At 72.7% G+C, this 19,310-nt stretch carries 7 protein-coding genes; all 7 read right to left on the minus strand.

Annotated features, from left to right (window positions below; translation table 11 throughout):
* Positions 1 to 17 precede the first annotated feature (17 nt).
* The 7 genes from QJ852_03970 to QJ852_04000 all read right to left on the minus strand — a co-directional run bounded on the left by QJ852_03970 (position 18) and on the right by QJ852_04000 (position 19,307).
* Entirely contained in the window at positions 18 to 335 is a 318-nt protein-coding gene (locus QJ852_03970; protein ID WGX97599.1) for an antibiotic biosynthesis monooxygenase, read from the minus strand.
* 143 nt (positions 336 to 478) lie between these two features.
* Entirely contained in the window at positions 479 to 1,789 is a 1,311-nt protein-coding gene (locus QJ852_03975) for a DUF222 domain-containing protein (protein ID WGX97600.1), read from the minus strand.
* 226 nt (positions 1,790 to 2,015) lie between these two features.
* Complete coding sequence (locus QJ852_03980) at positions 2,016 to 4,883, minus strand: hypothetical protein (GenBank protein ID WGX97601.1); 2,868 nt, start codon at positions 4,881 to 4,883, stop codon at positions 2,016 to 2,018.
* Between the two features lie 279 nt (positions 4,884 to 5,162).
* Positions 5,163 to 7,760: a LuxR C-terminal-related transcriptional regulator gene (locus tag QJ852_03985; protein WGX97602.1), complete on the minus strand. Its 2,598-nt coding sequence runs from the start codon at positions 7,758 to 7,760 to the stop codon at positions 5,163 to 5,165.
* Positions 7,761 to 8,038: 278 nt separating this feature from the next.
* Positions 8,039 to 12,907: an Ig-like domain-containing protein gene (locus QJ852_03990; protein ID WGX97603.1), complete on the minus strand. Its 4,869-nt coding sequence runs from the start codon at positions 12,905 to 12,907 to the stop codon at positions 8,039 to 8,041.
* Between the two features lie 8 nt (positions 12,908 to 12,915).
* Positions 12,916 to 13,476, minus strand: coding sequence for a hypothetical protein (locus tag QJ852_03995; GenBank protein ID WGX97604.1), 561 nt, complete (start codon positions 13,474 to 13,476; stop codon positions 12,916 to 12,918).
* Positions 13,477 to 13,589: 113 nt separating this feature from the next.
* Positions 13,590 to 19,307, minus strand: a complete 5,718-nt coding sequence (locus QJ852_04000; GenBank protein ID WGX97605.1) for an Ig-like domain-containing protein — start codon at positions 19,305 to 19,307, stop codon at positions 13,590 to 13,592.
* Between the last annotated feature and the right edge of the window lie 3 nt (positions 19,308 to 19,310).

Genomic DNA, 19,310 nt, shown 5'->3' on the forward strand with positions numbered 1-19,310 from the left:
CAACCCATAGAAGCGTCTCAGGCCGGCTTGACGTCCAGCACGACCTCGAACTCCAGCAGGTCGGCACCCGTCGCGACCGGCTTGCGCGGGGCCTCGCCCGCAGGCGCGGCGTGGGCCGCACGGGCGTCGCCGTCCCGCCAGGCGGCGAAGGAGGCCTCGTCGGCCCACTGGGTGACGACGAAGTAGCGCTGCTCGCCGGCCGTCGGCCGGAGCAGCTGGAAGCCGAGGAAGCCGGGGGCGCCCTCGACCGCCCCGGCCCGGGCGGCGAACCGCTTCTCCAGCTCGGGTCCGGCGTTCGGAGGGACCTGGATGGCGTTGATCTTCACGACGGACATGGATTTCCTTCGGGTCGGTGGGCTTCCGCGCAGGGCACGCCCGTACGCGATCTGGCCCTCGCGGCGGCGATCCCGGTGGAGTACCGCGAACGCCCACCGTCGATTCGGCTCTGTGAGCCTATCCAGTCACGACACCTGTCGGCCTATGTGCGTCGGTGGAAGCGGAGGTCGCCGTTGGGGAGGCGGTCGTGGATGAACGCGTGGTCGTGGATGCGGTGATGGTGGTGGTTGCAGAGGCTGATCGCGTTGGTGAGGTCGGTGGGCCCACCTTCGGACCAGGGGTGGAGGTGGTGGGCTTCGGTCCAGGCGGCGGGGATCGAACAGCCTTCGGCGCGGCAGTGTCGGTCGCGGAGGCGGAGGGCGCGGCGTTGGGCTCGGGTGAAGAGCCGGGTCCGGCGGCCGAGGTCGAGGATCTCGCCCTGGCCGCCGAGCACGACGGGGATGATCGTGGCTTGGCAGGCCAGACGGCGGGCGTCGGTGGCGGAGATGGTCTCCTCGCCGTCGCCGGCGATCACCCCGGCGGTGGCGAGGTCGGTGAGGAGCTGCGCCAGGGACAGCGTGACGAGGACGGTGGTCGCGTCGCCGCCGTGTTCGGGCAGCCGGTCGGGGTCGAGGGTCTCGAGCAGGGCTGCGAAGGCGTGGGCGTAGGCCCGGTGTTGCGGCACCCGCTCCCCGGTGCTGGTCCCAGTCCCAGCCCCGGTCCCAGTGCCGGTCTCCCCGGTGCTGGTCCCGGTGTCGGTCGTGGGTGTGCTCTGGCCTTGTCGGGGTGAGGTGTAGGCCTGGAGGTAGGTCCGGAGTCGTTGGGCGACGGTGGTGGGCAGCCGGCCCCAGATCCGGGTGGTCCCGTCGCCGAGGTCGCGGAAGCGGAGGGACGCCTTCTCGCGGGCGCGTCGTTCTTCGTCCTCGAGCCGCTTGCCGTCTTCGGCCTCGGCGACCTCGGGCGCGATCACGTCGAGGATCCGGCGGCCCAGCCGTTGCAGGTCGCGGGGTGGGTGGTGGGCGGCGTAGGCGATCAGGGTCTCTTCGGCCGACGCGGCGACCGCGGGGCCGAGGTCGGTGGGGAGGTCGTCGATGGCCGTGGTGATGACGCGGGCCTGGGCCGCGGACACGGCGCCGGTCCGCATGCCGGCCGCGACAGCGGGGTGCCGGTCCAAGGCCGTGGCGAGGTGTAGGTCGGCGCGGGTGGTGCGGGGGTCGGCCTGGGTGGCGTGGGCGAGCCAGGCAGCCACATCGTGGGCGCCGTGCGCGGTCGCGATGTCATCGCTCGCGGCGAGGATCCGGGCCTTGAGTTCAGCGACCTGGGCTTCGGCCCGGGTGAGCTCGACCAGGGCGGACTCCTTGTCCGCGGTCGTCATGAACACCGGCTGCACGTGCGCCACGCCCGTCAACGCGGCCCGCACCCCGGCAAGGCACCCCACGATCGGGTGCGGTGGTGCGAGAGCGGCGGTGGACATCGGCTGCCTCCTTCCGGTGGGCGCGACAACAAGGTCTCGCCTTCCAGGAGGAGCCTCGGCGGCTCAGCGGTCGTAACGCACCTGGCAGGTGCGCGCCCTGTCCTGCAACGCTGGGCCTCAGGTCCCCGGGACCACTCTGAGCATCCCGCCGTACGGCCTGCTACCACCCTACCACAGATCTCGAACATATGTTCGAAGGCTGTGGAAACGGCCACCTTCGCGCGGCTCAGGGGGTGCGTCGCCGCCGGCCGGGGGCACCGACGACCGTGAGGCCGCCCCCGAGCAGGAGTGCGCCGACCAGCAGGTGCCACCACTCCAGCCCGGACCCGGTGGCGGGCAGGGCGCCGGCCTCCCCGGCGTCGGCGCTCTGCCCACCGGCTCCGGGGCCGTTCCCGCCGGCACCGCCCTTGCCGCCCGTGCCCTTCCCGCCGCCTGGTGCGGCGCCTGCGCCGGGGGCGCTGCCGCCCGGTGCCCCGGCGCCCGGGTCGCTCGTGCCGGGACCGGGCGTGCTCGCAGCGGTGACGGTGAGCACGGCTGTGCCGGTCACGGTGTCGCCGGGGGCGGCGAACACCGCGCCGAGGCCGCCGGTAGCGAGCCGCTGCAGCAGGGGCGGTGCGGGCACGACGTACGAACCGGTGACGGTCAGCTCGCCGGCCCGGGCGGACCCGCATGCGTTCTCCGTGCACGTCCCGGGCTCGGTCACGGTGAAGGTCGTGGCGTCGGTGAGGTCACCGACCGGGTTGTCGTAGGCGTCGAATCCGTCGGTACGGAACACCTGCGTCTGGCCGGCCGTGATGGTCGCGGTGCCCGGGGTCACGGTGACGCGGTCGACCGGGCCGGGGACGACGGTGAACTGTGCGTCCGCGGTCATGCCGTCGTGGGTGCCCGTGATCGGGTACGACGCGGCGACGGTGCTGGAGCAGCGGGTGGCCTCGCACGTGGCGCCGGGCGCGGTGGTGAAGGTCGTCTCGTCGGTGACGTCGCCGATCACGTTGTCGTACTCGTCGTAGGCGGTCGCGGTCAGCTCGACGGCCGTGCCGGCCGGAACCGTGGTGTTCGGCGGGTCGAGGGAGAGGTGGTGCGCCGCCTCGGGGATCACCGTCAGGAAGCCGCTGAAGATCCAGCCCGCCTCCTCGTCGACCTCGACCCCGTTGACCGACGTGACCCCGATCAGGTAGATGCCCGTCTTGGTCGCCCCGCAGACCAGACCCGTGCAGGTCGCGCCGGCGCTGGCGCGCAACTGGACGCGACCCGGCATGTCGGAGGCCTCGACCAGGTTGCCGTAGCGATCCATGATCCCGGCGTAGAAGGCCTGCGTGCCGCCGGCGCGGATCACGGCGTTGCCCGGCGCGAGGCCACTGAACGCCCGGATGCCATCGCTGACGACCGTCATCGTGGTGGTCGCGCTGAGGGCGCCGAGGCGGGCGGTGACGACGTGGTCGCCGGCGACCGTCGACGTGCAGGTGTCGGCGCTGCAACCGAGATGGCGCTTGCCGTAGGGGCTCTGCCAGGTGCCCGCCCCCTCGATGGCAAGGGTGGCGTCGTCGGTGACGGTGCCGAGCGGCTCGCCGCCGGGGCCGTAGGCGCGCACGACGAAGGTTCCCGGTTGGCCCGCCAGGACGCTGGGCGTCGTCGGCGCGACGTCGATCCGGGCGACGCCGGCGGTGGGGCGGGTGTCGGCGTGCACGTGCAGGGTCGCCGTCGCCGTCCGGCCCTCGTGGTGCGCGGTGACGAGATAGTTGCCCGGGACGGCCGCGGTGCACGAACCCGCGGTGCACGTGCCCGGCGCTTCGATCGTGTAGGTCGCTCCGTCCGCCGGCATGCGGTTGCCGTGCGCGTCGACGAGCGCCGCCTGGAAGTCGTGGGTCGCGCCGACGGTCACGGCGGCCTGGACAGGAGCCACCGCGAGCCCCACGGGCGCGGCGGGCGACACCTCGATCCGCGCATCCGCGCTCAGTGCGGAGCCGGCGACACTCACCAGGATGCGATACGTGCCCGCCGTGGTGAGGGTGCAGAGACCGCCCAGGCAATCCTGCTCGGCGGCGAAGTCCGGTACGCCGTTCGCGTTCACCGGCCGGGCCACGACCGTGGCCCGTTCGGTGACGTCGATGTAGTGGCCGCTGGTGGTCAGCCCCCGGACGGTCAGCGGCACCGGGGTCCCGGCCGGGACGGTCGCCCGGTCCGGCTCCACAGAGAGGCCGGCGAGGACGTCGTCCCCCGGCTCGCCCACCAGGGTGGAGGTGGCCGTCTGCGTCGGGTCACTGCGCAGGCTCGCCGCGATGGTGAACGTGCCCGGCTCGGTCGGCCAGCATCGGACGCTGGCGGGTTCGGGCGTGCAGTGAAGTCCGGCGCTGGGCGCGAACTCGACGTCGTCGGCGTCGTCGACACGGTTGCCGTACTGGTCGGCGAGCTTCGCCTCGAAGACCCGGTTGCCGCCCACCCCGACCGTCGCGGTCGCGGGCCGCAGGATGATGCCGGTGGGCTCGTCGGGAGCGATATGCAGTGCGGTGAAGGCGGTGAAGCCGCCCCAGGTCGCCTTGAGCGGGAAGCGGCCGCTGGTCGTCGACATGCACGAGCCCGCGGCACACGATCCGGCGTCGCCCACGAACTCCACGACGGCCTCGTCGGTCACGTCGGTCAGCGCCGCACCCCCGACGCCGATGGTCCACACCTCGTACGTCACCGCGACACCCGCCCGCGTGGTGCCCGAGTGCGGATCCAGTACGAGCCCGGTCGGAGTCGGCGCCGGGTCGGCCTGCTCGGCCGGGTCGGCCGGTTCGGCCGGTTCGGCCTGCTCGGCCGGTTCGTCGCGCTGGGGCGGCGAGCTCGGCGTCGGGTCGCTCTCCGGCGACGGCGACGGCTCCGGCTCGGGTTCCGGCTCCGGCTCCGGCTCCGGCTCTGGCACGGGCTCGGGCACGGGCTCCGGCTCCGCAGTGGTCTCGGCGCCGGCGGCACCGGAGTCGGCTGTCGTCGCGGCCGTGGAGGGAGCCGGGGACGCGGGGTCGTCGGCCGCGGCGGGCGCGTTGCCCGTCAGCAGGAGCAGGGTGGCTGCGCCGAGAGCGAGGGCCACGGCCGGGCGACGGCGTGCGCGCATGGGGAGGACTCCGATCGGGGGACCCCGCAGGCCGGTCACGCTGCGGGCGACTCCACCGAACGCCCCCGACCCGGTCCCCGGCAACACATCTCGCCATGAAGTCGCCCCGAATGTCACCCCAATGCCGGCGGCCGGCCGGTCGCTGGTCTCCGTATGCGACACGCTCGACCCGAAGTCTGGTCGGCAGCGTGGCGCACGGCCGCGGAGCGGCACGGAGGCCGGCCATGGGCCCGGAGGGTCCGTGCGTCGGTCTCCGTATGCGACACGCTCGACCCGAAGTCAGAGCAGGTCCAGCTCGATCGCCCGCTCGAGGACGGCCTTGCGGGAGCTCACGCCGAGCTTGCGGTAGATCCGCTGCAGGTGCGTCTTCACGGTGTTCTCCGACAGGTGCATCGCGGCGGCGAGCTCGCTCCGGCTCGGGTGGCGCGCCAGCGCGGCGAGCACTGCCCGCTCCTGGCGGGTCAGGGCGACGACCGTGTGCGCCGCGACGAAGCAGGCCGGCACGGTCCCGGCGAGATGGTCCTGCACCGCCAGGCTGCTGCGGCGCGCGGCGGTCCGGCGCAGCGCCGTGACATCCTCCGGGGGGAGGTACATCAGGTGCAGGCGTGCCCCGTCGGGACCGACCTGGGCGAGGACCCGCTCCAGCAGGGCCGCCGCGGCCTCCTCCTGGCCGGCGCGGACGGCGGCCGCGGCGCCGAGGACCAGCAGCGCGGCGAGGGAGCGTGTCGTGTGGCCCGCGCGCGCCTCCCATGCGGGGAGCGACGCCAGCGTGCGGCCGGCGTCGCCGGCGAGCAGGCCGGACAGCGCGCCGGCGGGGGCGAGCTGACCGGCGTACCTCGTCCGGGTGCGCAGGACGGTCGTGGCGCGCGCATGGTTCCCGGCGGCGAGCCAGGCCGCGGCGAGGGCGCCGCGGACCGCGGCGGCAGCGACGCTGTCGCCCATCACGGGAGGTGCCGGCGTGCGGCGCAGCTGCTCCTCGACCCGGCGCGCCTCGGCGGCCGCGGCCCCGAGTCCGATCTGCGCGTGCAGCAGGGTCCAGGTCAGCAGCGGCCAGTGCTCCGTGGTGTCGCGGAAGGTCGCGTCGTCGAACGCGGCCGCGGCACCGGCGAAGTCGAACTCGTCGAGCAGGAGGGTGGCCACGCCGATCCGGCCGAGCGCGTTGACGTACGAGCGCTCCTCGCCGGGGCGCCAGGCGTCCGGTGCGATCAGGGCCCGGGCCGAGCGCGCCTGGACGGTCCGGCCCTCGACGGCCCCGAGCCCGACGGCGTAGACCGCGGTGTGGTTGCGCACCACGGGGTCCGTGGCCATGGCGACCGCGCGGGATGTGGTGTCGCGCGCCCCCTCGGGGTCGCCGGCGAGGAACTGGGAGTAGGCGAGGTGCCGCAGCGCCATCGGCCCCAGGAAGGCCACCCGCTCGCGGTCGGCGTCAGGCATCCGGTGGTGGAAGGCGAGCGCCTCGACCGCGGCCCGGCCGGACTCCTCGACCCGACCGAGGAGGCGCAGGCTGACCACCTTCGCGACATAGCCGAGGAGGTACTCGCCGGCGGTCGGGTTCGGGAAGCGCGGACCGTCCCAGCGTGCGGAGATCCGGAAGTAGTCGGCGGCGGCGCCCCGCAGCGACGGGTCGCGGAAGCAGGCGAGTCCGCGGCCGAAGGCGAGGGCGGGGAATTGGGTGAGCGCCCGGCTGGGCACGGAGGCGAGATGGCGGTCGACCAGGCTCGTGGAGTGGGCGTCCTGGGTGGTGACCACGACCGCCGCGTAGACCCGGGCCGCGATGCTGAACAGCCCGGCGCCCACGGCCATCTCGAGCGCGGCCTCGTAGCTGCCGTGCCGGTGCAGCCAGGCGGCGCTGCGCTCGGCGGCGCGGCGCTGCTCGTCGGCCGGCCGGCGCCGGGCCTCGGCGAGCACGGCCTCGCGCAGCGACTCGACGTACTGGAAGACCTGGTGGCCGGGCGCGAACGGGATCCAGCGGCCGAAGCCGTTCCACTCCAGGTCGTCGAGCATCTCCTTGACCTCGGCGGGGCCGGCGACGCCGGGCAGCCCGGCGGCCAGCTCCAGCGCCAGGTCCGCGTCGAAGTACGGCGGCACGCTGGTCGCGAGCACGAAGGAGTACGCCGCGCCGCGCTCGAGCTGGACCCGCAGGTCCTCGGCGACCAGGGCCTGCCAGGCCGGGTCGTGTTGGCCGCCGACCGGCCGGGTCCGGTCCTGGGGGCGGGCGAGCATCGCCGCACGCAGCGCCAGTGGGTAGCCGTGGGTCGCGGCGTGCAGCGCGGGCGCGCTGTCCGCCGTGTCCGGGTTGCCGAAGGCGGCGACCAGGTCGTGGGTCTCGTCGACGGTGAAGGCGAGGTCGTCCTCGGTGAGGAGCTGCACCTCGTCGCGCAGGCTGCGGGCCGGTGCGGCCAGCCCACCCGGGGTCCGGGTCGTGACGACCACCCGCAACCGCGGGACCAGCTCGACCAGTCGCAGCAGGTCGGCGTCGACCTGCGCGGCCGTCGTGCGGACCTTCTCGTAGGCGTCGACCACCAGCAGCGGCCGGGAACGACCGGCGAGGCCTCGGGCGATCACCGCGGCGGGGTCGGCACTGGACTCGATCTCGGTCAGCAGGCCGGTCCCGGCGCCGTCGATGAGGCCGGCCCGGCCGGCGCCGGCCAGCACGGTCTGCCAGAAGGCGGAGGGGGACTCCAGGTCGTTCTCGAGGGTCACCCAGACGACATCGACGCCGTCCCCGGCCTGGTCGAGGGTCGCGACCCAGGCCCGGACCAGGCTGGTCTTCCCGAAGCCGCTGGGAGCCGCGACGACCGTCAGCCGCGGGCCGGACCGGTCCAGTGCGTCGTGCAGGCGGGCGCGCCGCAGGAGCACGGGACTCCCTCCGGCCATCGCTCCTCCTCGACCCGAGTCGACGAGACCATCATCGCGCACGCCGGGTACGGGAGGGGCAGGAGGTGCGACCCGGATCGGCCTGGGGGGAGTGGGCCGTCCGGGTCGCACCGGTCTGCCGGCGTCGTCGCCCCACCCGCGACGCCGGTGCCGCTGCGCGCCGTCCGCCGGTGCGGGGACACGCGCCGCGGGTCAAGCCAACGCCCACCCCCGTGGCGCCGGCAACGCCGGGAGGCGGATGTCGCCCGTCATGTCACCCACGGGCCCGGTCCGGCGGCTCATCCGATCGGCGTGGCCGTGACCACGAGGTTCTTCGTGTAATGGAAGCGCCCGTTGCGGTAGGTGACCCTCCCGGTGCAGGTGACGAGGGTGAGCTGGTGCTCTCCGGCGGTGGAGACCGTGGCGCCACCGAGCCCCTTCGCCCGGGGTTGGGTCGTGATCGTGGCGATCCGGTAGCGCTGGGCCGCGCCGGTGGCGGTACGGACCGTGATGACCTGTCCGGGGCGGGCCCTGCGGAGCTTGCCGAAGGCGCCGGGGCGGTCGCCGCGGTCGGACACGTGGCCGGCGATGACGGTCGAGCCGACGGACTCGCCGGGAGCGGCGGACCCGTTGAGCCAGCCGCCCTTGGAGATGTCGGCCGGGATCCTCATCGAGCCCTTGCGCATGCCGACGGTCTCGACGCTGGCCCGCAACCCCACCGCGGGGACGCTCACCTTGACCGGGCGGATCCTGCGAGCGGCGGTGGAGCCGTCGGCACGGACGCCGGAGTAGCCGGTGCTGACCTCGACCCGGCCGAGGTCGGGACGGTGGACCAGGGTGGTGGCCCCGGCCGCGCCGCATGACTGCGTGGCCGCGAGGTTCCGGCTGTCGGCGCTCGTCGTGGCGACCCAGGTGTAGTAGCCGGGGCGGGTGACGGTGACCGCCGGGAGCGGGATGCGGTCGTTGCCGGGCGTGAAGGACACCGTTCCGACCGCGTCGGCAGGAGTGCACATGGCGGCGGAGGGCTTCCTGGCCGGGCCGTAGAGAGTGGCGGTGCCGGTCGTCGTCCGGCGAGCGTGGAGGCCGGTGATGGTCACCTGCCCGGTCAGCGCGAGCGGCTTGGTCCGGCCGTTCCGGGTGACCTTGAGCGTGGCCTTGGCGGGCGCGGTCACCGAGATCGTCGGTGCCGTCGTCGGGCCGGGCGGAGCGGTGACCGTGACGTCGACAGTCGCGGTGTCGCAGACCGCGGTCGGGATGGAGGTGTCGCAGACCTGGTACTCGTAGGAGTCCGCGCCGGAGAACCCGGCAACCGGTGTGTAGGTGATCCCGCCGGCGCCGACAGAGGTGTCCCCGTGGGCGGGCGCCGAGGTGACCGTGGGCGCCGCCAGGTCCTGTGCCGAGGCCGAGATGTCGTTGCCCGTGACGTCGGTGGTCACCGGGGTCGCGGCATCGGTGACCACCGAGTCGTCGACCGCCGTGACGGTGTTGGTGCCGACCGTGACCTGGACGGCGACATCGGCGCACTGCTGGGGCTCGGACTGGTCACACAGGTTGAGGGTGTAGCTGTCCGGTCCGCTGTAGCCGGGATCCGGCAGGTAGTCGACGCGGATCGGCCGGTCCCACGGCACGTCGTAGATCGCGATGCTGCCGTGCTGGGGGTTGCCCATCGACCAGATGTGGTCGGTGGCGAGCGGAGCTCCGTTGGTGCTGGCCAGGCCGGACAGCGGTGTGGTGACCGGGGTGTTCTGCGGCGTGCTCACGGTGCCGGGCGTGAAGACGTTCTGCACGGTGACGCGGAGGTCGGCCGCGGCGCAGACGTGGGGTGAGGTCTCGTCGTCGGTGACCCGGTAGCGGACGATGTCGAGCCCGGAGAACCCGTGGTCGGGGGCGTAGGCGATCCGGCCGTCGCCGGCGACGTTCGCGGCGCCGTTGGCGGGGCCGCCGACCACGGTCGGGAGTGACATGGCCGGGTTGGCCGGGATCTTGGCGTCATTGGCCCGTACCGCGGTGAACACGGACATGGGAGCGGGAACGGACGCCGTGTCGTCGGCGGCGGTGATGCTCACCCTGCCCAGTCGGACGATCGTCTTGGCGTCCTGGTCGGTGACGAGCAGGTCACCGGAGGGCATGGCCGCGATCCATCTCGGCGAGCTGCTGCCCCAGACCGTGAGGGTCTCCTGGTCGTAGCCGCTGCCGTTCGGGATCAGCCGCAGCACCCGGTTGTTCCCGGAGTCGCCGACGAGGAGGGTGCCGTCGGGCTGGACGGCGACGCCGTACGGGTTGTCGAGACCGAGCGCGACCACGGACCTGGTGTACGTCGCGCCGGACGGGCTCAGTCTCACGATCTTGTCCTCGTCGGCCCAGTCGGCGACGAAGACGTTGCCGTCGGCGTCGACGGCGACACCCCGCGGACGCTCGAGGCCCGAGCCGACCAGCGAGCTCGTGTAGCTGCCCCCGGACGGGGTCAGCTTGTGCACGTCGCCGCTGGAGTTCTCGGAGAAGTAGACGTTGCCGTCGGCGTCGACGGCGACCCCCGAGGGTCGCTGCAGGTCGGTGGCGAGCACGGTACGGGCCCAGGTGTAGCCGGTCCGGGTCAGCTTGACGATCTCGTGCTCGCCCTCGTCGGCGTAGTAGACAGCGCCGACGCTGTCCATCGCGATGCCCTGCGGGTCGATGCCGCCGGTGCCGTCGATGGTGTTCGGGGTGTAGCCGGGGCCCCACGCGGTCGCCACCATCGCGTAGCCGGAGTCGGCGAGCCAGATGGTGTTGTTGGCGTCGCTCACGATGCCGTTCGGTTGCCGGAGGTTGGAGATGACGGTGCTCCGGGAGGTGTACGCGGAGGTCGGCAGCAGGCCGCAGCCGGTCGGGGACGTGACGGCGACGGTCACCGTGGCGATGTCGCACAGCCGAGACGGGTCACCGTTGTTGTCGTCGCCGATCCGGTAGCGGTAGGTGTCCGTGCCGTGCCAGCCGGCGTTGGGGGTGTAGGTGACGGTGCCGTCGTCGTTGACGGTCGTCGTGCCGTGGGCGGGAGCGCCGATGATGACCGGCTTGTCGCGGAGCCTGACGTTGGACTCGTCGTTGGCGCGGACGTCGGTGGTCACCGGCCGCGGCGCGCTCGTGGTGGCGGTGTCGTCGGTCGCCCGCAGTGTCGTGGGGCCGAAGGTCCAGAGCTGGTCGAACGAGGAGACGTGGACGGCGTCGTCACGAACCTGGAGGGTGGTGGCGTACTCCGTGCCCCAGGGCGCGTAGAGCTGCTTGGCGGCGTAGCCGGAGCCCGACGGAGCCGCGGTCCACACGCCGGGGTCCTCACTGGTGCTGACCCAGATCGTGCCGGTCTCATCGACCTGCACGCCCTGGCCGCTGCCGAGACCGGTGACGGCGTTGGTCTGGGTCCAGCCGGCCCCGGTGTCGACCGCCTTGACCACCCGGGTGTAGCTGGCGACGTACACCGCTCCGTCGTCGTCGACCGTCACCTGGTGCGGGACGTCCAGGCCGCTCACCACCTGGGTCTGTGCCATGCCCGATCCGGTCGCCAGGCGGACCACGCCGCCCGAGCCGAAAGAGGTGGCGTTGACGCTGACGAACAGGTCGCCGTCGGGCGCGACGTCGATGCCGCCGAGGTTCGCGAGGAGTCCTCCGCTGTAGGTGTCGGCGATCGTGTAGCCGGCCCCGGAGGGGGTCAGCTTCAGCACCTCGCCCGGATAGCGGGTCACCCACAACGTGTCGTCCTGGCCGATCGCGATGGCGGTCACGTTGCCCACGCCGGTGGCCACGACCGTGCGGTCGTGGCCCGATGCCGTGGGGGTCAGCCTGACGATCTCGCCGGTCTCGGAGTCGGTGACGAAGATGCTGCCGTCGGCGTCCACGTCGAAGTAGTTGGGGTAGTCCGTGCCGGTCTCGACCGGGAGCCGGGTGTCCGCGCCGGTGGTGCCGACCGGGTCGCAGGCGTTGCCCGGGGCGACGGTCACGGTGACGGTACCGGTGGCGCAGACGCTGGCCGGGCTGCCGTTGTCGCGGACGGCGTAGGAGTAGGTGTCGGTGCCGGAGAAGCCGGCCGCCGGGGTGTAGGTGATGGTGCCGTCGGCGTTGATCGTCGCGGTGCCGTGCTTGGGGTTCTTCGCGATGGTCGGGTTGGCCAGGGTGGCGTGGGCGGCGGTGACGTTGTCCAGCACCGGCGTCGTGACGGCGTTGCCGAGCGTGGTGTTCACGGTGCCGGCGACAGCGGTCAGGGAGGCGCGCGTCGCCTTCAGGACGCGGCTGTTCCCGTTGTCGACGATGTAGAGCGCCCCGTCGGGCCCGGCGGCGACGTCTGTCGGGTTGTCGAGGCCGGTGACCGGCAGCGTGGTCTGGGTCCAGGATCCGCCGGACGGAGTGAGGACCACGATCCGGTGGTTGTTCGAGTCGGCGACGTAGACCACGCCGTCCGCGTCCACGGCGAGCCCGCGCGGGTGGCTCAGGCCGGTGGTCGGGATCGTCTGGCTCGTCCAGGTCCCGCCGGTGTGCGTCGAACGCACGACCTCGCCGGGGAAGTTGGTGGAATAGACGCTGTCGTCCGGTCCGACCGCGACCCCCCACGCATCGGCGCTCGCAGCGCGGACGACTGACGTGGTCCAAGGAGAGGTCGAGGAGAGTTTCAGGATTCGACCACCGGTCCCGCCGGGTTCCGCCCAAGCCGCGACGTAGGCGTTGTCGGCACTGTCGACAGCCACGTCCATCGGGATGGGGATACCCGTCGGTGAAGGGCTCTCCTGCTGGTAACCGGAGCCGTTCCACAGCATGCGGACGAGGTCGTCGTCCGACGAATTGACCGCCCAGACGTTGCCGGTGGTCTCGACCGCGACGCCCGTGACGTTGTGGAAGCTCCCGGGCAGGTCGATGCTGGTGTAGCCGCTCCCGGACGGGGTGAACTTCCTGACGTCGGCGTCGGGGGTCCAGTCGCCAGCGAAGACGCTGCCGTCCGCGCCGACCGCGACGGCCGTGACCAGCCACCAGCCGGTGACGACTTCCGAGACCGTGTAGTCCGAAGCGGACGAGCCGAGCGGGCCGCAGGGCTGCGTCGGCGCGGCCTGGGCGGTGGGCGCGACGGCGGCGCCGAGGCCGACCGCGACCAGTGTTCCGGTGGCGGCGACCAGTCCGGAGAGAGCGAGGTGCAGAGACTTCTTCATGGTGGTTCTCACTTCTCCCGGGAGACGGCGCGGACCAGGCACTGGGTGCCGTCCGGGGCGGTGAAGGCGCGCTCGGCGGTCCAGGCCTCGCTGCCGCCGGCAGGCACGGCGACGGTGGTGGCGGCGGAGTCGACGATCCGGGCCTGGGCGTCGGTGAAGAGGACCAGCACCGTCAACCTCAGGTCCTCGCCGGACCTGTTGCCGGCGGTGCCGGTGGCGGCCCAGCCGCCGTCGGTGGCCTCGCAGCCGGTGAGCGCGACCTGCTCGTAGAGGTCCGGCACGTTCTTCAGGGCCTTGCCTGTGGGCAGCTTGTGCTGGACGCCGACGAACGTGGGCACCTTGTCCTTGGCGGGCCTGCCCAGTACCGGCTTGTCGGCCTCGTCGCCCTTCTTCTCCGACGTGCCGTCCGACTCGCTGCCCGAGCCCCTCGTCACCCCCGACGCCGGCGACAACTTGTCGGCCTCGGCGCCGTCTCCCGAGCAGCCGCTCAGAGCGAGAGCGAGCGTGAGGGCGACACCGACCGCGCCGAGAGCGCGACGGTAGGGGAGGGCATTGCGGGGAGCGCGCATGGTGGGAAGCAGCTTTCGTTCCGTGGTGCGGAGGACACGGACCGGCGGGTTCAGCGAACCGTTGGGCCGGCCTGTCGAACAACGAACTGTCGTGAATGTTGCCTGCCGGCGGCTCATCCGATCGGTGTGGCGGTGACCACGAGGTTCTTGGTGTAGTGGAAGTTGCCGTTGCGGTAGGTGACGCGGCCGGTGCAGGTGACCAGGGTGAGTTGGTGGCCGCCGGTGGTGGAGGTGGCGGTGCCGGTGAGTCCCTTGGCACGCGGCTGGGTGGTCACGCTCTGGATGCGGTAGCGCAGCCGGGTGCCGTCGGCGGTGCGGACCGTGACGATCTGTCCGGGGCGGGCGTTGCGGAGCCTGCCGAAGGCGCCGGGGCGGTCGCCGCGGTCGGAGACGTGGCCGGCGATGACGGTGGAGCCGACGCTCTCGCCGGGTGCCGCGGAGCCGGCGAGCCAGCCGCCGCGGGCGGTGTTGGTGGGGATCACCATGTTCCTCTTGCGGATGCCGACCGTGTCGACGCGGGCGTCGAGCCTGATGCCGGGGATGCTGATCCGGGCGGGGCGGAGCTTGCGGCCGTGCGCCGAGGGATCGGCGACGACCCCGGTGTAGCCCGTCTTGACGGTGACCTTGGCCGGCAGCGCGGGCCGGTGGACCAGGGTGGTCGAGTCCGGCGAGCCGCACGACTGGGTGCTGGCGGTGTTGTCGCCGTCGGCGCTGGTCGAGGCGACCCAGGTGTAGTGACCTGGCCGGGTGACCCGGACCGGCGGGAGCGCCGTGGTGCCGTTGACTGGTGCGAAGGGCACGGTCGCGACGGCGGCGGCCGGGGTGCACATGCCGGGGCCGGGCTTCCTGGCGGGGCCGTAGAGGGTCGCGGTCCCGGTGATCGCCCTGCCGGCGACCCGGGTGGCGGGGTTGATGCCGGTGATGGTGACCGAGCCGGTGAGGGCCACGGGCTTGACGTTGCCGGTCTTGGTGACCTTGAGGGTGGCCTTGTCGGGGGCGTGGACGGTGAGGGTGGGTCCGCTGGTCGGGGCCGGCTTCGGCTGGACGGTGATCTTGATGGTGGCTTCGGTGCACTGCACCGGAGCCGAGGTGTCGCAGACCTGGACGGTGTAGGCGTCGTCCCCGCTGAAGCCGGGGGTCGGGTTGTAGGTCACGGCGCCCGTGTCCGGGTCGATGGTGATCGTGCCGTGGATCGGGGCCGTGACCGAGGTGGTCGCGGCCGGGTCGAGGGGCATGCCGGTGACCGTGGCGTAGTCGTCGAGACCGGTGGTGACGGGGGAGTTGTACGCCGTGGTGATCGTCGCGCCGGTGGTGAAGACGTTGTCGACGGTCACGGTGACGGTCGCGGTGTCGCATATCGGCGTCGGGTGCGACGTGTCGCAGACCTGGTAGTCGTAGGAGTCCTCGCCGGAGAACCCGGCATCCGGGGTGTAGGTGATCGTGCCTCCGGTGGCCGACGTGTTGCCGTGGGCGGGGCCCGACGACACGGTCGGGTCGCCGAGGGCCTGGCCCGAGGCGGAGGTGTCGTCGACCGTGACGTCGGTGGCGACCGCCCTTCCCACGGTGGTCGAGGCGGTGTCGTCACCAGCCGTGACGGTGTTGGCTCCGACCGTCACCCCCATCATCAGGTCCGCGCACTGGACCGGCGCCGAGGTGTCGCAGACCTCGATCGTGTAGCTGTCGGCCCCCGAGTAGCCGGAGGTCGGGCTGTAGGTGACCGCGCCGGTCGCCGGGTCGATCGCGATCACGCCGTGACCGGGAGCGGTCACGGAGGTCACCGACGCCGGGTCGAGGGGCCTGCCCGAGGTGGTGACGTGGTCGTCGAGGGCCGTGGTGAGCGGCGTGTTCTGCGGTGTCTGCACGTCCGGGCCGGGGAGGAAGCCGTTCCGCACGGTGATGGTGACCGCACCCGTGTCGCAGATCGGGGTCGGAGTGCTGGTGTCGCAGGCCTGGTAGTCGTAGGAGTCCTCGCCGGAGAATCCGGTGGCGGGGGTGTAGGTGATCCCGCCGGCTCCGACACTCGTCGTCCCGTGCCCGGGTCCGGAGGTGACGGTCGGGTCGTCGAAGGCCTGGCCGGATGCGGAGACGTCGTTGTCCGTGACGTCGGTGGTCACCGCGGTCACGACATCGGTGGTCGCCGAGTCGTCCACGGCCGTGACCGTGTTCGCCTCGACGGCGACGGGCACCGTGATCGTCGTGCACTCGACCGGATCGGCGGTGTCACACACCTGGACCCGGTAGGAGTCGTCGCCGCTGTAGCCGTCGTCGGGCGTGTAGGTCACTGCGCCGGTGGTGCCGTCGATCGACAGCGAACCGTGGTCCGGCGCCTGGTCCTGGGTGACTGCGGTCGCGTCCAGTGGCTTGCCCTGGGTGGTCGCGATGCCCGCGAGCGGGGTCGTCACCGGCTTGTTCTGCGGCGTGGTGACGCCGGGGCCGGCGGTGAACACGTTGGGGACCGTCACCGTGACCTCGGCGGAGTCGCAGACGTCGATGTGGAAGTAGGCGACGATCCCGATGAACTCGGCGCTCCCCTCCAGCGTGACCCGGGTCTGGTAGACGTAGTGGTCCGTGCCGGAGAAGCCGGCCTGCGGGGTATAGGTGATCCGCCCGTCGGGCTCGATGCTCGCCGTCCCTCCGTCGGGCTGCACCGACACCGTCGTGACGGCGTCCACGCCGTCGATGCCGGTGTCGTTGGCGTGCACGTCGGTGGTCACCGGGGTCTGGAGGGTCGTCGCCGCGGTGTCGTCCTCGGCGTTGATGCCGACGGTGACCATCATCAGGATGTCGTCGTTCTCCGGGTCGGCGACGATCAGCCGCTCGTTGTCGGGCGCGACGATCCAGGTCGGCGTGCGCGCGTCCCACCGCTGGGCCACGGTCTGGGCGTAGCCGGAGCCGTTCGGCGTCAGCTGGAGCACGCGCCGGTTGCCGGTGTCGGCCACGAGGACCGCGCCGTCGGGACGGACGGTCACGCCGATCGGCTCGCTGAGGCTCGTCGAGACCACGCTCTGGGCGTAGTCGGGTCCCGACGGCGTCAGCTTCACGACCCGGCCGTTGCCACGGTCGACGACGAAGAGGTTGCCGTCGGCATCGACGGCGACACCGCGCGGGTTGTCGAGGCCGGAGGCCACGAGCGAGGAGGTGTAGGCCCCGCCGGACGGCGTCAGCCGGTGGACGTGGCCGCTGCTGCGCTCGGTGAAGAAGACGTTGCCGTCCGCGTCGACGGCGACGCCGGCGGGGCGCTGGAGGTTGCCGGCGAGGACGGTCCTGGTCGGGTAGCCGTTGTCGTCGTCCGACCAGGTGAGCTTCACGATCTCGTGGTCGCGCTCGTCGGCGTAGTAGACGTTGCCCTGCGTGTCGGCGGCGATGCCCTGGGGGTCCAGGTCCGGGCGGTCATCGATCGTCGACGGTCCGGCGCCCGGAGCCCAGGCGCTCACCTTGGCCCCGGCCGCGTCGGAGATGAAGATGAAATTCCTCGGATCGACCGCGATCCCGGTCGGCTCGACGAAGTCGCCGTCGCTGACGACGATGTCGTAGCCGTACTCCTTCGACGGGATGTCGCCGCAGCCGTCGGACGTGGTGACGGTGATGCTCACCCGGGCGACCGCGCAGACCTGCGCCTCCTCGTCGCGGATCAGGTAGTCGTAGTGGTCGGTACCGCTCCAGCCGGGCGTCGGGGTGTAGGTCACCGTGCCGTCGTCGTTGACCTCGGCGGTGCCGTGGGCCGGGGCCGCGGCGATGCTGGGCATGCCGAGCGTGGCGTTGGTCGTGTCGTTGGCACGCACGTCGGTCGTGACGGAGCCGTTCGCCCCGGCCGTGGTGGAGTCGTCCCTGGCCCCGATCGTCGCCGGGCCCAGCAGGATGACCTCGTTGATGCTGGCGTCGGTGGCGACGACGGTCCCGTCCGGACCGACCGCGACGCCGGCCGGACCGTTGTCGTCGCCCCAGCCGGGCAGGTCCGACTCCGTCCAGCCCGATCCCGAGGGGGTCAGCACGAGGATCCGGTCGTTCCAGGTGTCGGCGACGTACAGCCGGCCGTCGTCGTCGAAGGCGAGCCCCTCGGCGTCCTGGACCGAGCTCGTGACGGTGACGAGGTCGTGGCTGCCGCCCCCGAGGTCCTCGAGCCGCTGCACGCCGTCGGAGCTGAGGACGAACACCCGGTCCTCGTCGTCGATCGCCACATCCTGGCCGTACTCGAGACCGGTGGCGAGGACCTGCTGGCTGTACGACGAGGCCGCGCTCAGGCGCAGCAGCTTGCCGTCGGCCCCGCCGGCGTCGCTGGTGATGACGTAGAGGTCGCCGTTGGCGGCGACGTCGATGCCGGCCGCCTGGGAGAGGTCGGCTCCGGTGGCGATCGTGGCGCTGGTGTAGGTCGAGCCCGACGGGGTCAGCCGGACCACCGTCCCGGTGCTCCAGGAGGTGACGTAGAGCCTCCCGTCGCCGGCGATCGCGAGGTTGGTGACGCCCGGCAGGCCGGTGGCGGCCACGGAGCGGACGTAACCCGATGCCGTGGGGGTGAGCTTGACGATCTGGCCGTTGTCGGGGTCGGGGACCAGGACGTTGCCGTCGGCGTCCACCTCGAGATCGCCCGGATAGTCGATCCCCGCCGGCAGGATGGTCCGGGCGTGGCCGCCGGTGGTGCCGAGCGGGTCGCAGGCGTTGCCCTGGGCGACCGTGACGGTGACCTTCGTGGTCGCGCACACGGACCCGGAGGTGTCCCGCACGGCGTAGGTGTAGCTGTCGGTTCCCGAGAAGCCGGCGGCCGGGGTGTAGGTGATCGTGCCGTTCGCGTTGACGCTCGCCGTGCCGTGCGCCGGGTTCTCGGCGATGGTGGGCGCGTCGGCCAGATCGGTGCCGTCGGTGCTGTCGTTGTCGAGCGCGTCGGTGGTGACGGCGTCGCCGGAACTCGTCGTCGCGGTGTCGGCGACGGCGTCGACCGCGACGGGGGTCAGCTTGACCACCCGGCCGTTGCCGGTGTCGGCGACGTAGATGCTGCCGCCGGCGTCGACCGCGAGGTCCTGGGGCTGGTCGAGGCCCTCGGTCGGCACGGTCCTCTGGTCGTCGGGCGCCCCGCCGATCCGGACCAGCCGGTCGTTGCCGGTGTCCGCCACGACGAGGGAGAGCACCGCGTCGGACGGGTCGAGGTCGAGCCCGCCGGGGGACGACAGTCCGGTCGTCGGGAGCGGGTTGCCTGGGGTGTTGCCGGGGATGTTCAGCGAGCGCACCGTGTCGCCCATCGTGAAGAACAGGGTGTTGCCGGCCACGGAGACACCGTGGACCTCGGTCGGCAGCGGGAGCGACTGCACCCCGGAGGGGGTGTAGCCGCCACCCCCCGGCGACAGCTTCGTGATCCGCTGGTGGGCGGTGTCGCCGATGAAGACCGTGCCCGTGTGGTCGACGTCGAGCGCACCGACGGTGCCGCCGAGGCCCCAGGCCACGTTCTCCTGGGTGTAGGCGCCGCCCGACGGGACGAGCTTCTCCACCCTGCCGTTGGGCCGGTCGATGCCGTAGATCGTGCCGTCGGTCCCCACCGCGAGGCCGTACGGCGCGAAGTTGCCGCCCGCGGTGGTGCGGGCGTAGCTCCCGCCCGACGGTGTCAGCTTGTCGACCTGGCTGCCGTTGCCGACGTAGACCACGCCGGCGGTGTCGACATCGATGCCACGGGGGGTGGTGAGCCCGGTGGCGATGGTCGACTGGCGGTAGCCCGACGCCGCCAGGGTGTCGCAGCCGAGGAGGGGGGCCGCGGCCCGGGCGGGCACGGCCGTCGTGGTGGCGGCGACCAGTGCGCCGCTGACGGCGAGTGCTGCGGCGAGTGCGATCCGGTAGAGCTTCATGGT

The sequence above is a fragment of the Nocardioides sp. L-11A genome (assembly GCA_029961745.1).
GTDB lineage: Bacteria > Actinomycetota > Actinomycetes > Propionibacteriales > Nocardioidaceae > Nocardioides.